The 16611-nt window shown below is 60.6% G+C and carries 17 protein-coding genes; 5 read left to right on the top strand and 12 right to left on the bottom strand.

Going from position 1 to position 16611, the window contains the following annotated elements; translation table 11 throughout:
• Nucleotides 1-76: 76 nt before the first annotated feature.
• From recG to exbB, 5 genes are all read right to left on the bottom strand, one after another.
• Nucleotides 77-2152, bottom strand: coding sequence for an ATP-dependent DNA helicase RecG (gene recG, locus J1G18_RS02270; RefSeq protein ID WP_103369795.1), 2076 nt, complete (start codon nucleotides 2150-2152; stop codon nucleotides 77-79).
• A 9-nt stretch (nucleotides 2153-2161) separates the two neighbouring features.
• On the bottom strand, nucleotides 2162-3091 hold the full coding sequence (locus J1G18_RS02265; RefSeq protein WP_007962352.1) for a hydrogen peroxide-inducible genes activator: 930 nt from the start codon (nucleotides 3089-3091) through the stop codon (nucleotides 2162-2164).
• Nucleotides 3092-3355: 264 nt separating this feature from the next.
• Nucleotides 3356-4105 (bottom strand): energy transducer TonB, encoded by a 750-nt coding sequence (locus J1G18_RS02260; RefSeq protein ID WP_223007026.1) that lies wholly within the window; start codon nucleotides 4103-4105, stop codon nucleotides 3356-3358.
• The gene (exbD, locus tag J1G18_RS02255; RefSeq protein WP_007962355.1) at nucleotides 4102-4530 is read right to left on the bottom strand and encodes a TonB system transport protein ExbD; all 429 of its coding nucleotides are present in this window, start codon (nucleotides 4528-4530) and stop codon (nucleotides 4102-4104) included. Before exbD ends, J1G18_RS02260 begins: the two co-directional genes overlap by 4 nt.
• A 6-nt stretch (nucleotides 4531-4536) precedes the next feature.
• The gene (gene exbB / locus J1G18_RS02250; protein WP_098966280.1) at nucleotides 4537-5493 is read right to left on the bottom strand and encodes a tonB-system energizer ExbB; all 957 of its coding nucleotides are present in this window, start codon (nucleotides 5491-5493) and stop codon (nucleotides 4537-4539) included.
• A gap of 188 nt (nucleotides 5494-5681) precedes the next feature.
• On the opposite strand from exbB, the gene J1G18_RS02245 reads away from it, so the two are divergent.
• Nucleotides 5682-6539, top strand: a complete 858-nt coding sequence (locus tag J1G18_RS02245) for an SDR family oxidoreductase (RefSeq protein ID WP_098966278.1) — start codon at nucleotides 5682-5684, stop codon at nucleotides 6537-6539.
• A gap of 136 nt (nucleotides 6540-6675) precedes the next feature.
• On the opposite strand, the gene J1G18_RS02240 is transcribed toward J1G18_RS02245, so the two are convergent.
• The 6 genes from J1G18_RS02240 to J1G18_RS02215 form a co-directional block, all read right to left on the bottom strand.
• A complete protein-coding gene (locus J1G18_RS02240) occupies nucleotides 6676-7416 on the bottom strand; it encodes a hypothetical protein (protein ID WP_027610405.1) in 741 nt (246 codons plus the stop codon).
• Nucleotides 7417-7489: 73 nt separating this feature from the next.
• Complete coding sequence (locus J1G18_RS02235; RefSeq protein ID WP_003229509.1) at nucleotides 7490-7870, bottom strand: RidA family protein; 381 nt, start codon at nucleotides 7868-7870, stop codon at nucleotides 7490-7492.
• A gap of 24 nt (nucleotides 7871-7894) precedes the next feature.
• Nucleotides 7895-10000: a bifunctional GTP diphosphokinase/guanosine-3',5'-bis pyrophosphate 3'-pyrophosphohydrolase gene (gene spoT / locus J1G18_RS02230; protein WP_007920338.1), complete on the bottom strand. Its 2106-nt coding sequence runs from the start codon at nucleotides 9998-10000 to the stop codon at nucleotides 7895-7897.
• 57 nt (nucleotides 10001-10057) lie between these two features.
• Nucleotides 10058-10321: a DNA-directed RNA polymerase subunit omega gene (gene rpoZ, locus J1G18_RS02225; protein WP_003229503.1), complete on the bottom strand. Its 264-nt coding sequence runs from the start codon at nucleotides 10319-10321 to the stop codon at nucleotides 10058-10060.
• Nucleotides 10322-10488: 167 nt separating this feature from the next.
• Nucleotides 10489-11109 (bottom strand): guanylate kinase, encoded by a 621-nt coding sequence (gene gmk, locus J1G18_RS02220; RefSeq protein ID WP_003229498.1) that lies wholly within the window; start codon nucleotides 11107-11109, stop codon nucleotides 10489-10491.
• Nucleotides 11110-11119: 10 nt separating this feature from the next.
• A complete protein-coding gene (locus tag J1G18_RS02215; RefSeq protein ID WP_102356281.1) occupies nucleotides 11120-11983 on the bottom strand; it encodes a YicC/YloC family endoribonuclease in 864 nt (287 codons plus the stop codon).
• 270 nt (nucleotides 11984-12253) lie between these two features.
• Here J1G18_RS02215 and rph point away from each other — a divergent pair, with 270 nt between their 5' ends.
• From rph to gltS, 3 genes are all read left to right on the top strand, one after another.
• Entirely contained in the window at nucleotides 12254-12976 is a 723-nt protein-coding gene (gene rph / locus J1G18_RS02210; protein ID WP_027610407.1) for a ribonuclease PH, read from the top strand.
• A 29-nt stretch (nucleotides 12977-13005) separates the two neighbouring features.
• Nucleotides 13006-13374, top strand: coding sequence for a DUF4870 domain-containing protein (locus J1G18_RS02205; protein ID WP_003229492.1), 369 nt, complete (start codon nucleotides 13006-13008; stop codon nucleotides 13372-13374).
• A gap of 389 nt (nucleotides 13375-13763) precedes the next feature.
• Nucleotides 13764-14972 (top strand): sodium/glutamate symporter, encoded by a 1209-nt coding sequence (gltS, locus tag J1G18_RS02200; protein ID WP_096796084.1) that lies wholly within the window; start codon nucleotides 13764-13766, stop codon nucleotides 14970-14972.
• Between the two features lie 79 nt (nucleotides 14973-15051).
• On the opposite strand, the gene J1G18_RS02195 is transcribed toward gltS, so the two are convergent.
• A complete protein-coding gene (locus J1G18_RS02195) occupies nucleotides 15052-15831 on the bottom strand; it encodes an exodeoxyribonuclease III (RefSeq protein ID WP_003229491.1) in 780 nt (259 codons plus the stop codon).
• Nucleotides 15832-15913: 82 nt separating this feature from the next.
• Between J1G18_RS02195 and pyrE the strand changes: the two genes are divergently transcribed.
• Nucleotides 15914-16558: an orotate phosphoribosyltransferase gene (pyrE, locus tag J1G18_RS02190; protein ID WP_011336558.1), complete on the top strand. Its 645-nt coding sequence runs from the start codon at nucleotides 15914-15916 to the stop codon at nucleotides 16556-16558.
• The last annotated feature ends 53 nt before the right edge of the window (nucleotides 16559-16611 follow it).

Below are 16611 nucleotides of genomic sequence, written 5' to 3'. Positions count from 1 at the left end.
CTGTATCCGTTTTTGAAACAATGGCAGGAGTATAACCAGCTCTGTAGGAACGATCCTGCACAAACTGCGACGGTGCTCACACTTGGCCGTATTGCTGCCCGTGACGCAGCCAGCGGTCGAGCAGTGGGCTGACGTGAGTCGGCCAGCGTTCGAGCAAAGCTTGCGCGGCATCGCGCACGGCGGGCAGCAGGTCGGCGTCGCGCATCAGGTCGGCGACCTTGAATTGCAGCAGGCCGGTCTGGCGCGTGCCGAGCATTTCGCCGGGGCCGCGCAGTTCGAGGTCTTTTTCGGCGATGACGAAACCGTCGTTGGTCTCGCGCATGATGCCCAGGCGCTGGCGGCCGATCTGCGACAGCGGCGGATGGTAGAGCAGCACGCAATGGCTGACCGCGCTGCCCCGGCCAACGCGGCCACGCAATTGGTGCAACTGCGCGAGGCCGAGACGTTCGGGGTTTTCGATGATCATCAGGCTGGCGTTGGGCACGTCGACGCCGACCTCAATCACCGTGGTGGCGACCAGCAGTTGCAGGTTGCCGGCCTTGAATTCGGCCATGACCGCGGCTTTCTCGGCAGGCTTCATGCGCCCGTGGATCAGTCCGACTTTCAGCTCGCCGAGGGCGGCGGTGAGGTCTTCGAACGTGGTTTCGGCGGCCTGACAGGTCAGCTCTTCCGACTCTTCGATCAGCGTGCACACCCAATAGGCCTGACGCCCTTCGGCGCAGGCGCTGCGCACCCGTTCGATGACTTCGACGCGACGGGTGTCGGTGACCAGTACGGTGTTGACCGGGGTGCGACCGGGTGGCAGTTCGTCGAGGATCGAGGTGTCGAGGTCGGCGTAGGCGCTCATCGCCAGCGTGCGCGGGATCGGCGTGGCGGTCATGATCAGTTGATGCGGGCACATGCGCCCGCCGACGCCTTTCTGCCGCAGCGCCAGACGTTGCTGCACGCCGAAGCGGTGCTGTTCGTCGATGATCACCAGCGCGAGGTTCTTGAACTGCACTTCGTCCTGAAACAACGCGTGGGTGCCGACCACCATCGGCGTGCCGCTGGCGATTTGTTCCAGCGCGGTGACGCGATTCTTGCCCTTGAGCTTGCCGGCCAGCCACGCGACGTCGATGCCCAGCGGTTCGAGCCAGCGCTTGAAGGTGATGAAGTGTTGCTCGGCGAGGATCTCGGTCGGCGCCATCAGCGCGACCTGATAACCGGCCTCCAGCGCTTGCAGTGCCGCGAGGGCGGCGACCACGGTTTTGCCCGCGCCAACATCGCCCTGAATCAGCCGCAGCATCGGTTCGTGCTGGCTGAGGTCGTAGGCGATTTCGTTGCCGACGCGTTGCTGGGCGCCGGTCGGGTTGAAGCCGAGGTTGGCCAGGTATTTCGGCGGCAGCTTTTTCGCCTTCGGCATCGCTGGCGCGCGCAGTGAACGCATGCTTTCGCGCAGACGTTGTTGCGACAGTTGATGGGTCAGCAGCTCTTCGAAGGCCAGCCGATGCTGGGCCCAGTGATGACCGAGGGCCAGCTCATCGACATCGGCGTCGGCGGGCGGGTTGTGCAGGTAGCGGATCGCGTCGGCCAACGGCGCCAGTTGGTAGTCGCGGGCCAGTTCGGTCGGCAGCCAGTCGGGCAGGGTGTTTGGCTTGAGCAGCGTCAGGGTCTGCATGCACAACTGGCGCAGGCGCTGTTGGGTCAGGCCTTCGGTGAGCGGGTAAACCGGGGTCAGGGTTTCATCCACCGGCGGCGGTTCGTCACCGGTGATGGCGCGGTATTCCGGGTGGTAGATTTCCAGCCCCGAGGCGCCGGGGCGCACTTCGCCGTAGCAGCGAATCCGTGTGCCGCGCTTGAGGCCTTCTTTCTGCGCGTTGCTGAAATGGTAGAAGCGCAGACTCAGTCCGCCGGTGCCGTCCTGCATGCGCACGACGAGGCTGCGACGCCGGCCCATGACCACGTCGGCACCGCTGACGGTGCCTTCGACCACGGCGTCCTGGCCCGGGCGCAAGTGGCCGATCGGCACCACGCGGGTGCGATCCTGATAACGCAGCGGCAGGTGAAACAGCACGTCCTGGAGATTCTCCAGGCCGACCTTGGCCAGTTTCTCGGCCATGGCTTCGCCGACACCCTTGAGTGCCGTCACCGACACTTGCGACAGCTCGGTCATGACCCTGGCTTAACCGGCCGTGACCGGCGCGGCGGGCTTGGCCACCGAGCACAGGCGAACAGAGTCGGCGAGGATTTCGATGGCTTTCGGCCGCGGGAAGCTCGCGCGCCAGGCAATCGCCACGGTGCGGAATGGCACCGGCGCCGACAGCGGGCGTACTTCGATCACGCCGGGGGCGTAGTGGTGGCTGTCCACCGCCGACAGCGGCAGGATCGAGATGCCCAAACCGGACGCGACCATGTGGCGGATGGTTTCCAGCGAGCTGGATTCCACTGTGGTGTGCTTGGCGCCATCGTTGCCCTTGGTCAGGGTCGGGCAGGCCTCAAGCACCTGGTCGCGGAAGCAGTGGCCTTCGCCGAGCAGGAGCAGGCTCTTGTCGTTGAGCAGGCCCGGGTCGATGGATTCTTTTTGCGTCCACGGGTGCTGGGCTGGCATCAAGACGTAGAACGGCTCGTCGTACAGCGGCAGGGTCAGCACGTCGGCTTCGTTGAACGGCAGGGCGATGATGATCGCGTCGAGCTCGCCGTTGCGCAGTTTGTCGCGCAGCACGTGGGTGAAGTTTTCTTCGATGTACAACGGCATCTGCGGGGCGACCCGGTGCAGTTGTGGAATCAGGTGCGGGAACAGGTACGGCCCGACGGTGTAGATCGCGCCGACTTTCAGCGGGGCGGTCAGCTGGTTCTTGCCGGCCTGGGCCAGTTCACGGATGCCTTGCGCCTGTTCCAGGACTTTCTGCGCCTGGGCGACGATGCCTTCGCCGACCGGGGTCAGGCGCACGGCGCTTTTGCTGCGCTCGAAAATCAGCACACCGAGTTCGTCTTCAAGTTTTTTCACGCCCACCGACAGGGTCGGCTGACTGACGTGGCAACGCTCGGCGGCGTGGCCGAAGTGCTGCTCTTGGGCGAGGGTAACGATGTAGCGTAATTCTGTGAGGGTCATAGCAAGCGTCCATGAAGTTGCGGGCCAAGCATAACGGCTGCAATCGATAGACGCACGTTATCAGACTGAGTGAGGAATGCGACACCGGGCAATGTGAGTTTGCCGTTGCCAGATAGGCAAAAGGCACCTTTCGGTGCCTTTATTTCAATCTGATAGTCGACATAAAACCCTGTGGGAGCGAGCTTGCTCGCGAATACGGTGTGTCAGAACCATTGATGTCGACTGACACGACGCTTTCGCGAGCAAGCCCGCTCCCACAATGGATCAGCGGCGTTTATCCAGCGAGTACACAAACGGCGCGACAATTTCGACCGAGCCGTTGGTCAACATGTCCGCCGGTGGCTTGGGCAGCGGTTGTGCGCGGCGGATCATTTCCAGGGTGGCCCGGTCCAGATCGGCGTTGCCCGAGCGGCCCACCAGTTCGAACGACAGCACATTACCTTCGGCATCCACCACGAAACGCAGACGGTTCAGGCCTTCCTTGCCCCGTGCCTGTGCGCTTTGCGGGTACTTTTTGTACTTGCCCAAGTGCGCGAGCAGGGTGTTTTGCCAGCTGGCCTTGGCGGCCAATTGTGCGGGCGACGGTCCCGGTGCCGGCTGGGCGGATTTCTCCGTCGGTGCTTGGGTCGGCTGCGTCTCCGCCGGTTTTTCCTCGGAAGGTTTTTCCTTCACCGGCTCCGGTTTTTTCTCGACCGGTTTGGGCGGCTGCGGTTTCGGCTTTGGCTTGGGTTTGGGCTTCGGTACGGCAATCTCGGGCTTGGGTGCTTCAGCCAGTTTCGGAATCGGCAACTCTTCGACCGGAGCCGGTGGCTGCGGCGGTGTGACGACTTTCGGCGGAGCAGGCGGTGGCGGGGTCGGAACCGGTGCCAGCTCGACCATCATTGCCTGCGGCGGCAGTTCGATGGGCGGGCGGGCGGTCCAGTTCAGCGCCAGCGCGATGGCCAGCGCGTGAACGCCCAGCACCACGGTCAGGCTACCGCTGTAACGCGTCAGCTTATGGCGCGTCGTGATCATTTCTTGGCTGCGCTCTCAAGGCCCACCAGACCGACCTTCAGGTAACCGGCCGAGCGCAATTTATCCATCACGCTCATCAGGTCGCCGTAGTCCACGCCCTTGTCGGCCTGGAAGAAGATGGTGGTGTCTTTTTTGCCCTGGGTCTTGGCGTCGAGCACGGCGCCAAGGGTATCGGCATTGACTTCGTCGTCGCCGATGTACAGACGCTGATCAGCTTTTACGCTGAGGAACACCGGTTTCTCCGGGCGCGGCGCCGGTTTGGCGGTCGAGGCCGGCAGGTCGACTTTGATGTCCACGGTAGCCAGCGGCGCGGCCACCATGAAGATGATCAGCAGTACCAGCATCACGTCGATGAACGGCGTGACGTTGATTTCGTGGTTCTCGGCCAGATCGTCGTCTGCGCCTTCTTTCAAATGCAGGCCCATGGCCGATTACCCCACTTTCACCATGTGTGGTTGCGAGCTGCTGCGCTCAGGCTGGTGATCGAGGTCACGGCTGACCAGCAACAGGACCTGCGCCGAAGCGTCGGACACCTGCGCCTTGTAGCCGGCGATGGAGCGGGCGAACACGTTGTAGATCACCACCGCAGGAATCGCGGCAACCAGCCCCAGCGCGGTGGCCAGCAGCGCTTCGGCGATGCCCGGCGCCACGACGGCAAGGTTGGTGGTCTGGGTCTTGGCGATGCCGATGAAGCTGTTCATGATGCCCCACACGGTACCGAACAGGCCGACGAACGGCGCGGTGGAACCGATGGTGGCGAGGACGCCGGTGCCGCTGCTCATGTTGCGGCCACAGGCAGCGACCAGACGCTCAAGACGGAAGCTGACGCGCTCCTTGATGCCTTCTTTCTCGCGGCTGTTGACCGACAGGCGCATCTCTTCGAGGGCGTCGTGCACCAGCAGGTTGGCGAGGGTGCCTTCCTTTGCCGCAGTGGCGCTGGCTTCCTTGAGGGTCGCGGCTTTTTTCAGGGCAGCGATTTCACCGCGCAGACGACGCTTGGCGCCCATCAGCTCGAAGCCTTTGGCGATCCAGATGGTCCAGGTGATGATGGAAGCGATGGCCAGACCGATCATCACGATTTTCACGATGATGTCGGCGTTCTGGTACATGCCCCATGGCGACAGGTCGTGGGCCATGCCCAAGCTGTTGTCAGGTTCGAGCACTTCAGGCGCGTCTGCTGCGCTGGCGTCTACAGCCTGTACCGGGTCGGTGGCGGCTGGCGCGGCGGTAGCAGGCGCGTGCTGTTCGGTGGCAGCCGGAGCGGCTGGCGCTTGTGCGTCAGCGAAAGCAGCGGTCGGCGCCAGCATCAGGCTGAGCAGCAGGGCCGCCACCGCGCTCCAGGCGCGAGGTCGTGTGGTTGGCGAAGCGGGGAATTGATTACGTGTCATGCTGGCCGGACCTGAGGTAGAAAAACGGTGATGCTCTTCCAGGCCTCGTGAGGCCGAGAACAAAAGTGGGGTGCATTATTGCAAGTAATTCTTGTTAACAAAAGTAATAGAGTTTCTTTTTTTCCTTCATTGCTAGCCGTTCGTCCTTTGCGAGGGCTAGTCTGTTCCTTTCGTTTGGGAGTTTTTTCATGTCCGCGCCTTCTGTTTTGATTGCCGGTTGCGGTGACGTCGGCAGTCGTCTGGCTACGCAATTGTTGGCCGCCGGCTGGGAGGTGCATGGTCTGCGCCGTGATGTTTCGCGTTTGCCGGATGGCGTCATCGGCGTCGCCGGAGACCTGTTCAAGGAAGATTGCCCAGAGACCTGGCCGGTCGGGGCGGTGGATTACCTGGTGTATTGCGCAGCGGCAACCGATCACGATGAGGCCGGTTATCGTGCGGCTTACGTGCAGGGTTTGCAGAACGTGCTGAGCTGGCTGGACGACTATGGGCAGACCCCTGAGCGGCTGCTGTTCGTTTCCAGCAGCAGTGTGTACGGGCAGCAGGAAGGGGAGTGGGTCGACGAACATTCAGCGACCGTCGCCAGCGGCTATTCCGGGCGAGTGATGCTTGAGGCTGAGCAAGTGGCGCTGAACAGCGGCATCCCGGCGAGCATTGTGCGCCTGACCGGCATTTACGGCCCGGGACGTGAATGGCTGTTGACCCAGGTGCGTCGCGGTTATCGGGTGGCGGTCGAGCCGCCGCTATACGGCAATCGCATTCATGCTGATGACGCGGCGGGGCTGATGGCGTTTCTGCTGCAGGCAGCTCATCAGGGCACGCCGTTGCAGGATGTTTATATCGGGGTGGACGATGCGCCCGCACCCTTGGCCGAAGTGGTCGCCTGGCTACGCGAGTATCTGGGTGTCACCGATTGGGCGGAAGACGCCAGCGTACGCCGCACCGGCAGCAAGCGCTGCAGCAATGCCCGGGCGAAGGCACTGGGCTGGACGCCGACGTATCCGAGTTACCGTGAAGGCTATGCGGCGATTCTTGAAGGCAAGTGCTGACTTTCTAACGCCACAAACCACTGTGGGAGCGGGCTTGCTCGCGAAGAGGGTGTGTCAGGCAACATGATGTCGACTGACACACCCTCTTCGCGAGCAAGCCCGCTCCCACAGGGTTAAGTGTTACTTTCAGGCGCGGTTACTGCTTCTCAAGCAACCACTTGCGTTCACCCGGGGTGAACTGCGGCATTTCATCCGCCAGTGCGGTATTCACTGCCTGGAAAATCTCCAGCGCCTTGCCTTTGCGGGCAAAGATCCAGTTGTTGCCCTGGCCGTTGAGTTGCAGCCACATGCTGTCGTGGTCGCTGTTCATCGAGGCGCAGTCGCCTGCCAGGCACAGGGCATAGCGGTCGGCGCCGGGCAGGCCGGAGACCTGGCCATCGGCCTGGAACTGCACGGTGTTGCCTTCGCCGTCGCCGCTGGCAATCTTCCAGCTGCCGCCCAGATAGGCCGAATACAGTGCGCGTTCGAAACTGGCGCCAATCGGTGCGCCTTCCGGCACGGGGATTTGTGCGCGGTCGAACAACTGATCCGGCTCGTTCTCGGTGGCGGCTTGTTTCATCCGTCCGCCGTCGCGCTTCAGCTCACTGCCGGAGCTGCCATAGAAGTCGACTTTCCAGGCGCCGGACTGTTCACCCTGCAGCCGTCCTTCGACGTTCTCGAAACCGTTGGTGTAGCGGGCCTGACCGGCCTTGGTGTTGACGTCCCACTCCAGGTTCGGGCCATAGGCCTGAAGCGCTTCGCGCAGGGGGCCGCCCTTGGCAGCAGCGTCGATCGCCACCTGGTTGATCCAGGTGCCGCTGATGTCACGGTCGGCGGGGTCGCTGGCACAGCCGCCGAGGAAAATGGCGAGCAGCGAGAGAGCAAGCGCTTTGCGCATGGTGGAATCCTTTCAAAACCTTTTCTTTACCGCAGAGCAGTCGGCGCAGCGTTTGAAGGCTGCGCCGTGCGCATTACTCGATGACCAGGATGGCATCCATTTCGACTTGCGAACCCTTCGGCAGGGCAGCAACGCCGATGGCGGCGCGCGCTGGGTACGGCTGGTCGAAGTACTTGCCCATGATCTCGTTGACCTTGGCGAAGTGGCTCAGGTCGGTGAGGAAGATGTTCAGCTTGACGATGTCCTTGAACGAACCGCCAGCGGCTTCAGCCACGGCTTTGAGGTTCTCGAACACCTGGACGGTCTGGGCTTCGAAGCCTTCAACCAGTTCCATGGTCTTTGGGTCCAGAGGAATCTGGCCCGACATGTAGACGGTGTTGCCGGCCTTGATCGCCTGGGAGTAGGTACCGATGGCGGCTGGGGCCTTGTCGCTGGTGATAACGGTCTTGGTCATGTATGACTCCTTGTTAGGTGTGAATTAGGCACGCATGCGGGTGATGCGGATGACCCCGGTCAGGGCGCGCAGTTTCTTGATCACGCGGGCCAGGTGCACACGGTCGTGGACGCTGACCACCAGTTGGACGACGCTGATGCGGCCATCGCGCTCGTCCATGCTGATTTTCTCGATATTGCCGTCGGCCGCGTTGACGCTGCTGGCCAGCAGGGCGATCAGGCCGCGCTGGTGTTCCAGCTCGACGCGCAGCTCGACGTTGAATTCGCCGGTGACATCCTTGGCCCACGAGAGCTGGATGCATTTTTCCGGGTTGTGCCGGATTTCGCTGATGTTGCGGCAGTTGTCCAGGTGCACGACCATGCCTTTGCCCGCCGACAGGTGCCCGACAATCGGGTCACCGGGGATCGGCGTGCAGCACTTGGCGTAACTGAGCACCAGGCCTTCTGTACCGCGAATCGCCAGCGGGCCTTCCGGGCTTGGCAGCTGTTCGCCTTCGCCGAGCAGACGGCGCGCCACGACATAGGCCATGCGGTTGCCCAGACCAATGTCTTCGAGCAAATCTTCGATCAGTTCGAGGCGGTATTCGGTGAGCATCGCCTTGACGCGCTCGGCCGGGATCTTCTCCAGTGAGCTGTCGAAACCGTTGAGCACCTTGTTCAGCAGGCGTTCGCCGAGGCTGATGGACTCGGAGCGACGTTGCAGTTTCAGTGCATGGCGGATATGCGTACGTGCCTTGCCGGTGACCACGAAGTTGAGCCACGCCGGGTTCGGCCGCGCGCCCGGTGCGCTGACGATCTCGACCGTGGAGCCGCTTTGCAGCGGTTCGGACAGCGGTGCGAGACGGCGGTTGATCCGGCAGGCGATGCAGCTGTTGCCGACGTCGGTGTGCACCGCATAGGCAAAGTCGACCGCCGTGGAGCCTTTGGGCAGCTCCATGATCCGGCCTTTGGGCGTGAACACGTAGACCTCGTCCGGGAACAGGTCGATCTTCACGCTCTCGATGAATTCCAGCGAGTTGCCGGCACGTTGCTGCATTTCCAGCACACCTTTGACCCACTGGCGGGCGCGGGCGTGAGTGCCTTTCGGCTGCTCGTCACCGCTGGATTTGTACAGCCAGTGTGCGGCAATGCCGTTGTTGGCCATCTCTTCCATTTCGCGGGTACGGATCTGGATCTCGATCGGTACGCCGTGCATGCCAAACAGCGTGGTGTGCAGCGACTGATAGCCGTTGGCCTTGGGAATCGCGATGTAATCCTTGAAGCGTCCCGGCAACGGTTTGTACAAATTATGCACAGCACCCAGCACGCGGTAGCAGGTATCGACCTTGTCGACGATGATCCGGAACGCATAGACGTCCATGATCTCGTTGAAGGCCCGACGCTTGCCGCGCATTTTCTTGTAGATGCCGTAGAGGTGTTTCTGGCGACCGCTGACTTCGCCCTGGATGCCGTCGATCGCGAGGCAGTGGCCGAGGGACTCTTCGATCTTGTTGACGATTTCCTTGCGGTTGCCCCGGGCGCGCTTGACCGCCTGGTAGATCCGCGCGGAACGCATCGGGTGCATCGCCTTGAAGCCGAGGTCTTCGAATTCGATACGAATGGCGTGCATGCCCAGCCGGTTGGCGATGGGCGCGTAGATTTCGAGGGTTTCCTTGGCGATCCGGCGGCGTTTTTCCCCGGACAGCACTTCCAGCGTGCGCATGTTGTGCAGGCGGTCGGCGAGCTTGACCAGGATCACGCGAATGTCGCGCGCCATGGCCATGGCCATTTTCTGGAAGTTTTCAGCCTGGGCTTCGGCCTTGGTCTCGAAGTTCATCTGGGTCAGTTTGCTGACCCCGTCGACCAGTTCGGCCACGGTTTCACCGAACTGCGCTTGCAGCGCTTCTTTGGCGATACCGGTGTCTTCGATCACGTCATGCAGCATCGCGGCCATCAGGCTCTGATGGTCCATGTGCATGTCGGCAAGAATATTCGCCACCGCAAGAGGATGCGTGACGTACGCCTCGCCGCTGCGACGGCGCTGACCGTCATGGGCTTGTTCGGCGTAGAAATACGCTCGGCGGACCAGGTTGACCTGGTCGTTGCCGAGGTAGGTCGATAAGCGATCGGCGAGGGCGTCTATGCTCGGCATGATGACTCCTGCCGTAGGCTGTGTTCCCGCGCCGTGCTACGTCGACCAGGCATAGGCTTAGACGGCCTCGTTGGACTCGTCCTCGAACGCAGCGAAGACCGGGTCTTCGTGGACGATTTCCTGCTCGGCGATGAACTCGTAGCTCATCAGGCCTTCTGCGATTTCACGCAGGGCGACAACGGTCGGCTTGTCGTTTTCCCACTGGACCAGTGGCTCTTTGCCGCCGGTGGCCAGTTGACGGGCACGCTTGGTAGAGAGCATGACCAGCTCAAAGCGGTTTTCCACGTGTTCTAGGCAGTCTTCAACGGTTACGCGGGCCATGGTATTCCTCGGAGCGAATGCAATATGCGCGCTGCCCGGTTGGGCGAGCGGACTGAGCAGTTTAAAAAATCACCAGCGATTAGGGAAGCGCTGATTTTTTGACCAGACCCTTCAACGCGCTGCAAGCACCAATGTAAAGCGCTTGCAGCGGTTTTGGGAAGTGCTGATTAACCGAGCAGTTCGGCCAGTAATTTGCCGAAACGTACCTGCTGGCGTTTCTGTTGCAGCTGATTGGCGCGGAAAATCGCCTTAAGATCGTCCAGTGCATGGGCGAAATCGTCGTTGATGATCAGATAGTCGTACTCGACATAGTGGCTCATCTCGCTGACGGCTTCGCGCATCCGCCCGTCAATGATCTCGTCACTGTCCTGGCCACGGTTGGTCAGGCGCTGGTGCAATGCTTGCAACGACGGCGGCAGGATGAAGATCGAGCGTGCTTGCGGCATCAGCTTGCGCACTTGTTCGGCGCCTTGCCAGTCGATTTCCAGAATCAGGTCGTGACCTTCGTCCAGCGTCTGCTGCAGGCGGCTTTGCGAGGTGCCATAGAAGTTGCCGAAGACTTCGGCGCGTTCGAGGAAATCGCCGTGCTCGCCCATCTTCACGAACTCTTCGCGAGTCACGAAGTGATAGTTCACGCCGTCCACTTCACCCGGACGCATGGCGCGGGTGGTGTGGGAGATCGAGACGCGGATCTCCGGATTGGCATCGGTCAAAGCCTTGACCAGGCTGCTCTTGCCTGCGCCCGATGGCGCGGAAATGATGTACAGGGTGCCGGTGCTGTGGGTCATGTCTGTTGCCTTACTCAATATTCTGCACTTGTTCGCGCATCTGCTCGATCAACACCTTGAGGTTGACGGCGGCCTGGGTGCTGCGCGGATCGAAGGCCTTGGAGCCCAGTGTGTTGGCTTCGCGGTTGAGCTCCTGCATCAGGAAATCCAGGCGCCGACCGGCGGCACCGCCGGACTTGAGCACCCGGCGCACTTCGATGATGTGGGTGCTCAAGCGATCCAGTTCTTCGGCCACATCGCTTTTTTGCGCGAGCATGACCATTTCCTGTTCCAGGCGCTGCGGATCCAGTTCGGCCTTCATGTCGGTGAAGCGGTCGAGGACTTTCTGACGCTGGGTCGCGAGCATCTGCGGCACCAGTTCACGCAAGGTCACGACGTCCTCTTCAATGGAAGTCAGGCGCTCGTTGATCAGGCGTGCCAGCTCCGCGCCTTCGCGCTCGCGGCCGGCCTTGAGTTCCTTGAGACCTTGATTGAACAGCGCCAGCGCCTCGGCGTTCAGCGCCTGTGGATCAGTGGCGTCGGCCACCAGTACGCCGGGCCAGGCCAGCACTTCCAGCGGGTTGAGTGCTGCCGGGTTCTTGATCAGGCCGGCAACGGTTTCGGCGGCGGCGACCAGTTGCGCGGCGCGCTCGCGGTCGACCTGCAACGGCTTGCCGGTGCTTTCTTCGGTGAAGCGCAGGGTGCATTCCAGTTTGCCCCGCGACAGGCCCTGACGCAGGGCTTCACGCACCGCGCCCTCGAGGTCGCGGAACGACTCCGGCAAGCGCAGGTGCGGTTCCAGATAGCGGCTGTTGACCGAGCGCAGCTCCCAGCTCAGGGTGCCCTGGACGCCGGCTTTCTCGACGCGGGCGAAGGCGGTCATGCTGTGCACCATGGCGGTGACCTCGCAATGCAGATCGGCGCAGAAGGGATGTTCCGCAGGCTCGATATCAATGAATTTAAGCCGACTGGCAGCAAAGGCGCAGGATTGTAGCGCAGTGCGGCGGATGCGCCCAAACACACGGTGTGACAAAGGGCTGCAGGCCGTCGGTTATGCGCGTTTCAGGCCTCTGGGTCGACGGTCGGAATTTTTAACCCGTGCCCAGGCGCGGTGCAGCGCTCTATAATGCTCGGCAGTTTTCCGTCCCCAGTACAGGTATTCCCTATGAAACGTCCAAGTGGTCGCGCTGCCGATCAGCTTCGCTCGATCCGCATTACCCGCAACTACACCAAACACGCCGAGGGATCCGTACTGGTCGAATTCGGTGATACCAAGGTCATCTGCACCGTCAGCGTCGAAAACGGCGTGCCGCGCTTCCTCAAAGGGCAAGGCCAGGGCTGGTTGACCGCCGAGTACGGCATGCTGCCGCGCGCCACTGGCGAGCGTAACCAGCGTGAAGCCAGCCGTGGCAAGCAGGGCGGCCGCACCCTGGAAATCCAGCGCCTGATCGGCCGTTCGCTACGCGCTGCGCTGGACATGTCCAAGCTGGGCGACGTGACCCTGTACGTCGACTGCGACGTGATCCAGGCTGACGGCGGCACCCGCACCGCCTCTATCACCGGCGCCATGGTGGCACTGGTCGATGCACTGAAAGTGATCAAGAAGCGCGGCGGCCTGAAAGGCGGCGACCCGCTCAAGCAAATGATCGGCGCGGTATCGGTCGGCATGTATCAGGGCGAGCCGGTGCTGGATCTGGACTATCTTGAAGATTCCGCCGCCGAGACCGACCTCAACGTGGTGATGACCAGCACCGGTGGCTTCATCGAAGTCCAGGGTACCGCCGAAGGCGCGCCGTTCCAGCCTGAAGATCTGAACGCCATGCTGGAACTGGCGAAGAAAGGCATGAACGAAATCTTCGAACTGCAAAAGGCTGCACTGGCCGACTGAGCAGGTTCGCAACCCGCAAGGAGGACGTGATGAGTGATGAGCAAGAGTTGCTGCCCAAGCCGAGCCAGGAGGTTCGCCAATGGGCGATGTTTTGTCACTTGTCCGCCTTGCTGGGGATCTGGATTCCGTTCGGCAACCTGATCGGGCCGCTGATCCTGTGGCAAATGAAGCGCGAGACCGATCCATTCATCGACGCTCAGGGCAAGGAAGCGCTGAACTTTCAAATCACCGTGGCGATTGCTGCCGCGATCTGTCTGCTGCTGATGGTGTTGATCATCGGCTTCTTCTTGCTGGGCCTGCTGGCCATCGGCGCGTTGGTGCTGACGATCATTGCCGGGGTGAAGGCGAACGAAGGCTTTCCCTACCGTTATCCATTCACTTGGCGACTGATCAAATAACGATCAATGCAAAGCCTCCGTGACTCGTAAAGTTTTAATGTAAATGCCCTGACTTGTCAGGGCATTTGTGTTTTTGCAACTCGAATAATTACTCTTTCGTGTAGGAGCAGTTCTATCTGCGACAAGCGGTAGTGGATATTTTTTATATATCTAACGCCTACACTTTTAGTCACAACTGCAATGCTTTAACGCGATCTCAGTCCTTGGCAACAGGACTTGTCGATTGTTAAGGTTGCTCCGCGCAACTTTGCTTCAGAAATATCTCGATATATTCAAGCCATCAAAGGCCCTTGAATTCCACATCAATCAGTGTTGAGACAATCAGCCGATTCAATAGGCGTGCGCGGGTAAAAGTGCGCCTGATGAATAAATAGCCAAGAATATCCCCAATGATCCAGCTCGATTTTTATGGAACGCTCGTGGCCGCCTCTCTGGTGCTATTACTGGGGCGCGGACTTATTGCACGAGTCGGATTTCTGCGTAATTACAATATTCCTGAACCCGTCGCCGGTGGACTGGTAGTTGCGCTGGGTTTATTGATATTGCGAACTTTTGATATAGAAATCAGATTCGATACTTCACTGCAGACGCCGTTGATGTTGGCTTTCTTTGCCACAATCGGTTTGAGCGCAGACTTTGCCAACCTGAAAAAGGGTGGTCGCGTAGTCGGCATATTTCTACTGGCGGTTACCGGGCTTCTGGTGGTTCAGAACGCTTTGGGCATTGGCCTTGCCAAAACGTTGGGTCTTGATCCGTTGATGGGGCTCCTGACGGGTTCGATCACGCTTGCGGGCGGTCACGGTACGGGGGCGGCGTGGGGCACGGTATTCAGTGAAAAGTACGGCCTTGCTTCGGCCTCCGAGCTTGCAATCGCCTCGGCAACCTTCGGCTTGGTCCTGGGCGGTTTGATAGGTGGGCCTGTGGCCCGCCTGCTCATCAAACGCGTTGAGGTGCCCGGTTGCCAGTTTCAAGAAACGCCACGGATGCCAAAGGGTTTTGAGCAGCCGAACAAAGAGCGCTCGATTACGCCCTTTTCGTTTATCGAGACACTGGCATTGATTGCGGTCAGTTTATTGGCTGGCAATCTTCTGAATGGCTTTCTGCACGGAACCGCATTCGAGTTGCCAACGTTTGTCTGCGTTTTGTTTGTGGGGGTGATGCTACGTAACGGGCTATCGGCGCTGGGCCTGTATCAGGTATTCGAGCGTGAAGTGTCGGTGCTGGGCAATGTCAGCCTGTCGCTGTTTCTGGCAATTGCCTTGATGTCTCTCAAACTCTGGGATCTGGCAGCGTTGGCACTGCCGATATTCATCATCCTGGCTGCGCAAACGTTGGTCATGGCGCTGTTTGCGATTTTTGTGACATTCAGAGTGATGGGCAGTAACTACGACGCGGCGGTCCTGGCGGCGGGGCATTGCGGTTTTGGCCTGGGCGCAACGCCAACCGCCATTGCGAACATGCAGGCGGTGACGCAGCGTTTCGGGCCTTCGCAGATTGCGTTTCTGGTGGTGCCGATGGTCGGTGCATTCTTCATTGACATCATCAATGTGATCGTCATCAAGCTTTACCTGGCCTTGCCGTTTTTTGTCGCCGTCTGAGGTCAGGACTGCTTCAGGCGCGGCATAAAAAATGCCCGTATCCAGCGATACGGGCATTTTTTTAACGACGGATCGACGCTTAGATGGTCAGCGTCCAGTCGTAGTCGACGATCAGCGGCGCGTGCTGCGAGAACCGTGGCTGACGTGGCAGGCGCGCGCTGCGTACGAAACGGCGCAAGCCTGGGGTCAGCAGCTGGTAGTCGAAGCGCCAGCCCAGATTCAGCATCTCGGCCTGTTCGTTGTCCGGCCACCAGCTGTACTGGTCACCTTCGCGGCTGACTTCGCGCAGGGCATCGACATAGCCCATGTTGCCGACAATCTCGTCCATCCAGGCGCGTTCTGGCGCCAGGAAGCCCGGGGATTGCTGGCTGTCGCGCCAGTTCTTGATGTCGAGCTTCTGCTGCGCAACGTACAGCGAGCCACAATAAATGTACTCGCGACGTTTACGCCGCTGCTTGTCCAGGTACTTGCCGAAGTCGTCCATGAGCTTGAACTTCTGGTTCAAGTCCTCATCGCCGTTCATCCCCGAAGGGAGCAGCAAGGTGGCAATACTGACTTTGTCGAAATCTGCTTGCAGGTAGCGCCCGTAGCGGTCGGCCGTCTCGAAACCGAGACCGCTGATGACAGCCTTCGGTTGCAACCGCGAATACAAAGCCACGCCACCTTGGGCAGGGACTTCAGCATCGCAGGCATAAAGGAAGTAGCCATCCAGTTGGAAGGCTGGGTCATCCAGTTCAAAGGCGGAGGCACGGGTGTCCTGCAGGCAGATGACGTCGGCATTCTGTGCTTGCAGCCAACTGAGCAAACCACGCTCGACTGCAGCCTGAATACCATTGACGTTCACACTGATGATCCGCATAAATGGCCCCAAAAATCGCGTGCGTGTATGATACACGGCGTCAAGCTAATTAGCTAAATCCGTGGTATTTGGGGTTTTTTTCATGCAAGCGTATCAGCGCGATTTCATTCGTTTTGCCATCGATCGCGGCGTTTTGCGCTTCGGTGAGTTCACCCTGAAGTCCGGGCGCACCAGTCCTTACTTCTTCAATGCCGGCCTGTTCAACTCGGGTTCGGCCCTGGCGCAGCTGGGGCGTTTCTACGCGGCAGCCATCGCCGAAAGCGGCATTCCTTTCGACGTATTGTTTGGCCCGGCCTACAAAGGCATCCCGCTGGCAGCCACCACCGCTGTCGCGTTGGCCGAACACCACAACCGTGACCTGCCATGGTGCTTCAACCGCAAGGAAGCCAAGGCCCACGGCGAAGGCGGCAGCCTGGTCGGCGCGCCGCTGACCGGTGACGTGCTGATCATCGACGACGTGATCACTGCCGGCACCGCGATCCGCGAAGTGATGCAGATCATCGCGTCCCAGGACGGCGCCAAGGCGGCCGGCGTGCTGATCGCCCTGAACCGTCAGGAGCGTGGCAACGGTGAATTGTCGGCGATCCAAGAAGTCGAGCGTGACTTCGGTATTCCGGTGATCAGCATCGTTTCGCTGAACCAGGTGCTGGAATTCCTCGCCGATGATCCGCAGCTCAAGCAGCATTTGCCAGCCGTGGAAGCGTATCGCGCCCAGTTCGGCGTCTGACGCGCTGCCCTTGTAGGAATTGCCGAAGGCTGCGATCTTTTGATCTTGTTTTT

Source organism: Pseudomonas sp. MIS38 (genome assembly GCF_019891575.1).
GTDB classification, from domain to species: domain Bacteria; phylum Pseudomonadota; class Gammaproteobacteria; order Pseudomonadales; family Pseudomonadaceae; genus Aquipseudomonas; species Aquipseudomonas putida_A.
This window is presented reverse-complemented; position numbering and strand designations above follow the sequence as displayed.

Excerpts from the sequence above, each read along its gene's own strand:
- J1G18_RS02235 (WP_003229509.1), bottom strand. The coding sequence starts at position 7,870 with ATGACCAAGACCGTTATCACCAGCGACAAGGCCCCAGCCGCCATCGGT.
- J1G18_RS02245 (WP_098966278.1), top strand. The coding sequence starts at position 5,682 with ATGTCCGCGCCTTCTGTTTTGATTGCCGGTTGCGGTGACGTCGGCAGT.
- gmk (WP_003229498.1), bottom strand. The coding sequence starts at position 11,109 with ATGACCCACAGCACCGGCACCCTGTACATCATTTCCGCGCCATCGGGC.
- rph (WP_027610407.1), top strand. The coding sequence starts at position 12,254 with ATGAAACGTCCAAGTGGTCGCGCTGCCGATCAGCTTCGCTCGATCCGC.
- J1G18_RS02260 (WP_223007026.1), bottom strand. The coding sequence starts at position 4,105 with ATGATCACGACGCGCCATAAGCTGACGCGTTACAGCGGTAGCCTGACC.
- rpoZ (WP_003229503.1), bottom strand. The coding sequence starts at position 10,321 with ATGGCCCGCGTAACCGTTGAAGACTGCCTAGAACACGTGGAAAACCGC.
- J1G18_RS02215 (WP_102356281.1), bottom strand. The coding sequence starts at position 11,983 with ATGGTGCACAGCATGACCGCCTTCGCCCGCGTCGAGAAAGCCGGCGTC.
- exbB (WP_098966280.1), bottom strand. The coding sequence starts at position 5,493 with ATGACACGTAATCAATTCCCCGCTTCGCCAACCACACGACCTCGCGCC.
- exbD (WP_007962355.1), bottom strand. The coding sequence starts at position 4,530 with ATGGGCCTGCATTTGAAAGAAGGCGCAGACGACGATCTGGCCGAGAAC.
- J1G18_RS02195 (WP_003229491.1), bottom strand. The coding sequence starts at position 15,831 with ATGCGGATCATCAGTGTGAACGTCAATGGTATTCAGGCTGCAGTCGAG.
- gltS (WP_096796084.1), top strand. The coding sequence starts at position 13,764 with ATGATCCAGCTCGATTTTTATGGAACGCTCGTGGCCGCCTCTCTGGTG.
- pyrE (WP_011336558.1), top strand. The coding sequence starts at position 15,914 with ATGCAAGCGTATCAGCGCGATTTCATTCGTTTTGCCATCGATCGCGGC.
- J1G18_RS02240 (WP_027610405.1), bottom strand. The coding sequence starts at position 7,416 with ATGCGCAAAGCGCTTGCTCTCTCGCTGCTCGCCATTTTCCTCGGCGGC.
- J1G18_RS02265 (WP_007962352.1), bottom strand. The coding sequence starts at position 3,091 with ATGACCCTCACAGAATTACGCTACATCGTTACCCTCGCCCAAGAGCAG.
- J1G18_RS02205 (WP_003229492.1), top strand. The coding sequence starts at position 13,006 with ATGAGTGATGAGCAAGAGTTGCTGCCCAAGCCGAGCCAGGAGGTTCGC.
- recG (WP_103369795.1), bottom strand. The coding sequence starts at position 2,152 with ATGACCGAGCTGTCGCAAGTGTCGGTGACGGCACTCAAGGGTGTCGGC.
- spoT (WP_007920338.1), bottom strand. The coding sequence starts at position 10,000 with ATGCCGAGCATAGACGCCCTCGCCGATCGCTTATCGACCTACCTCGGC.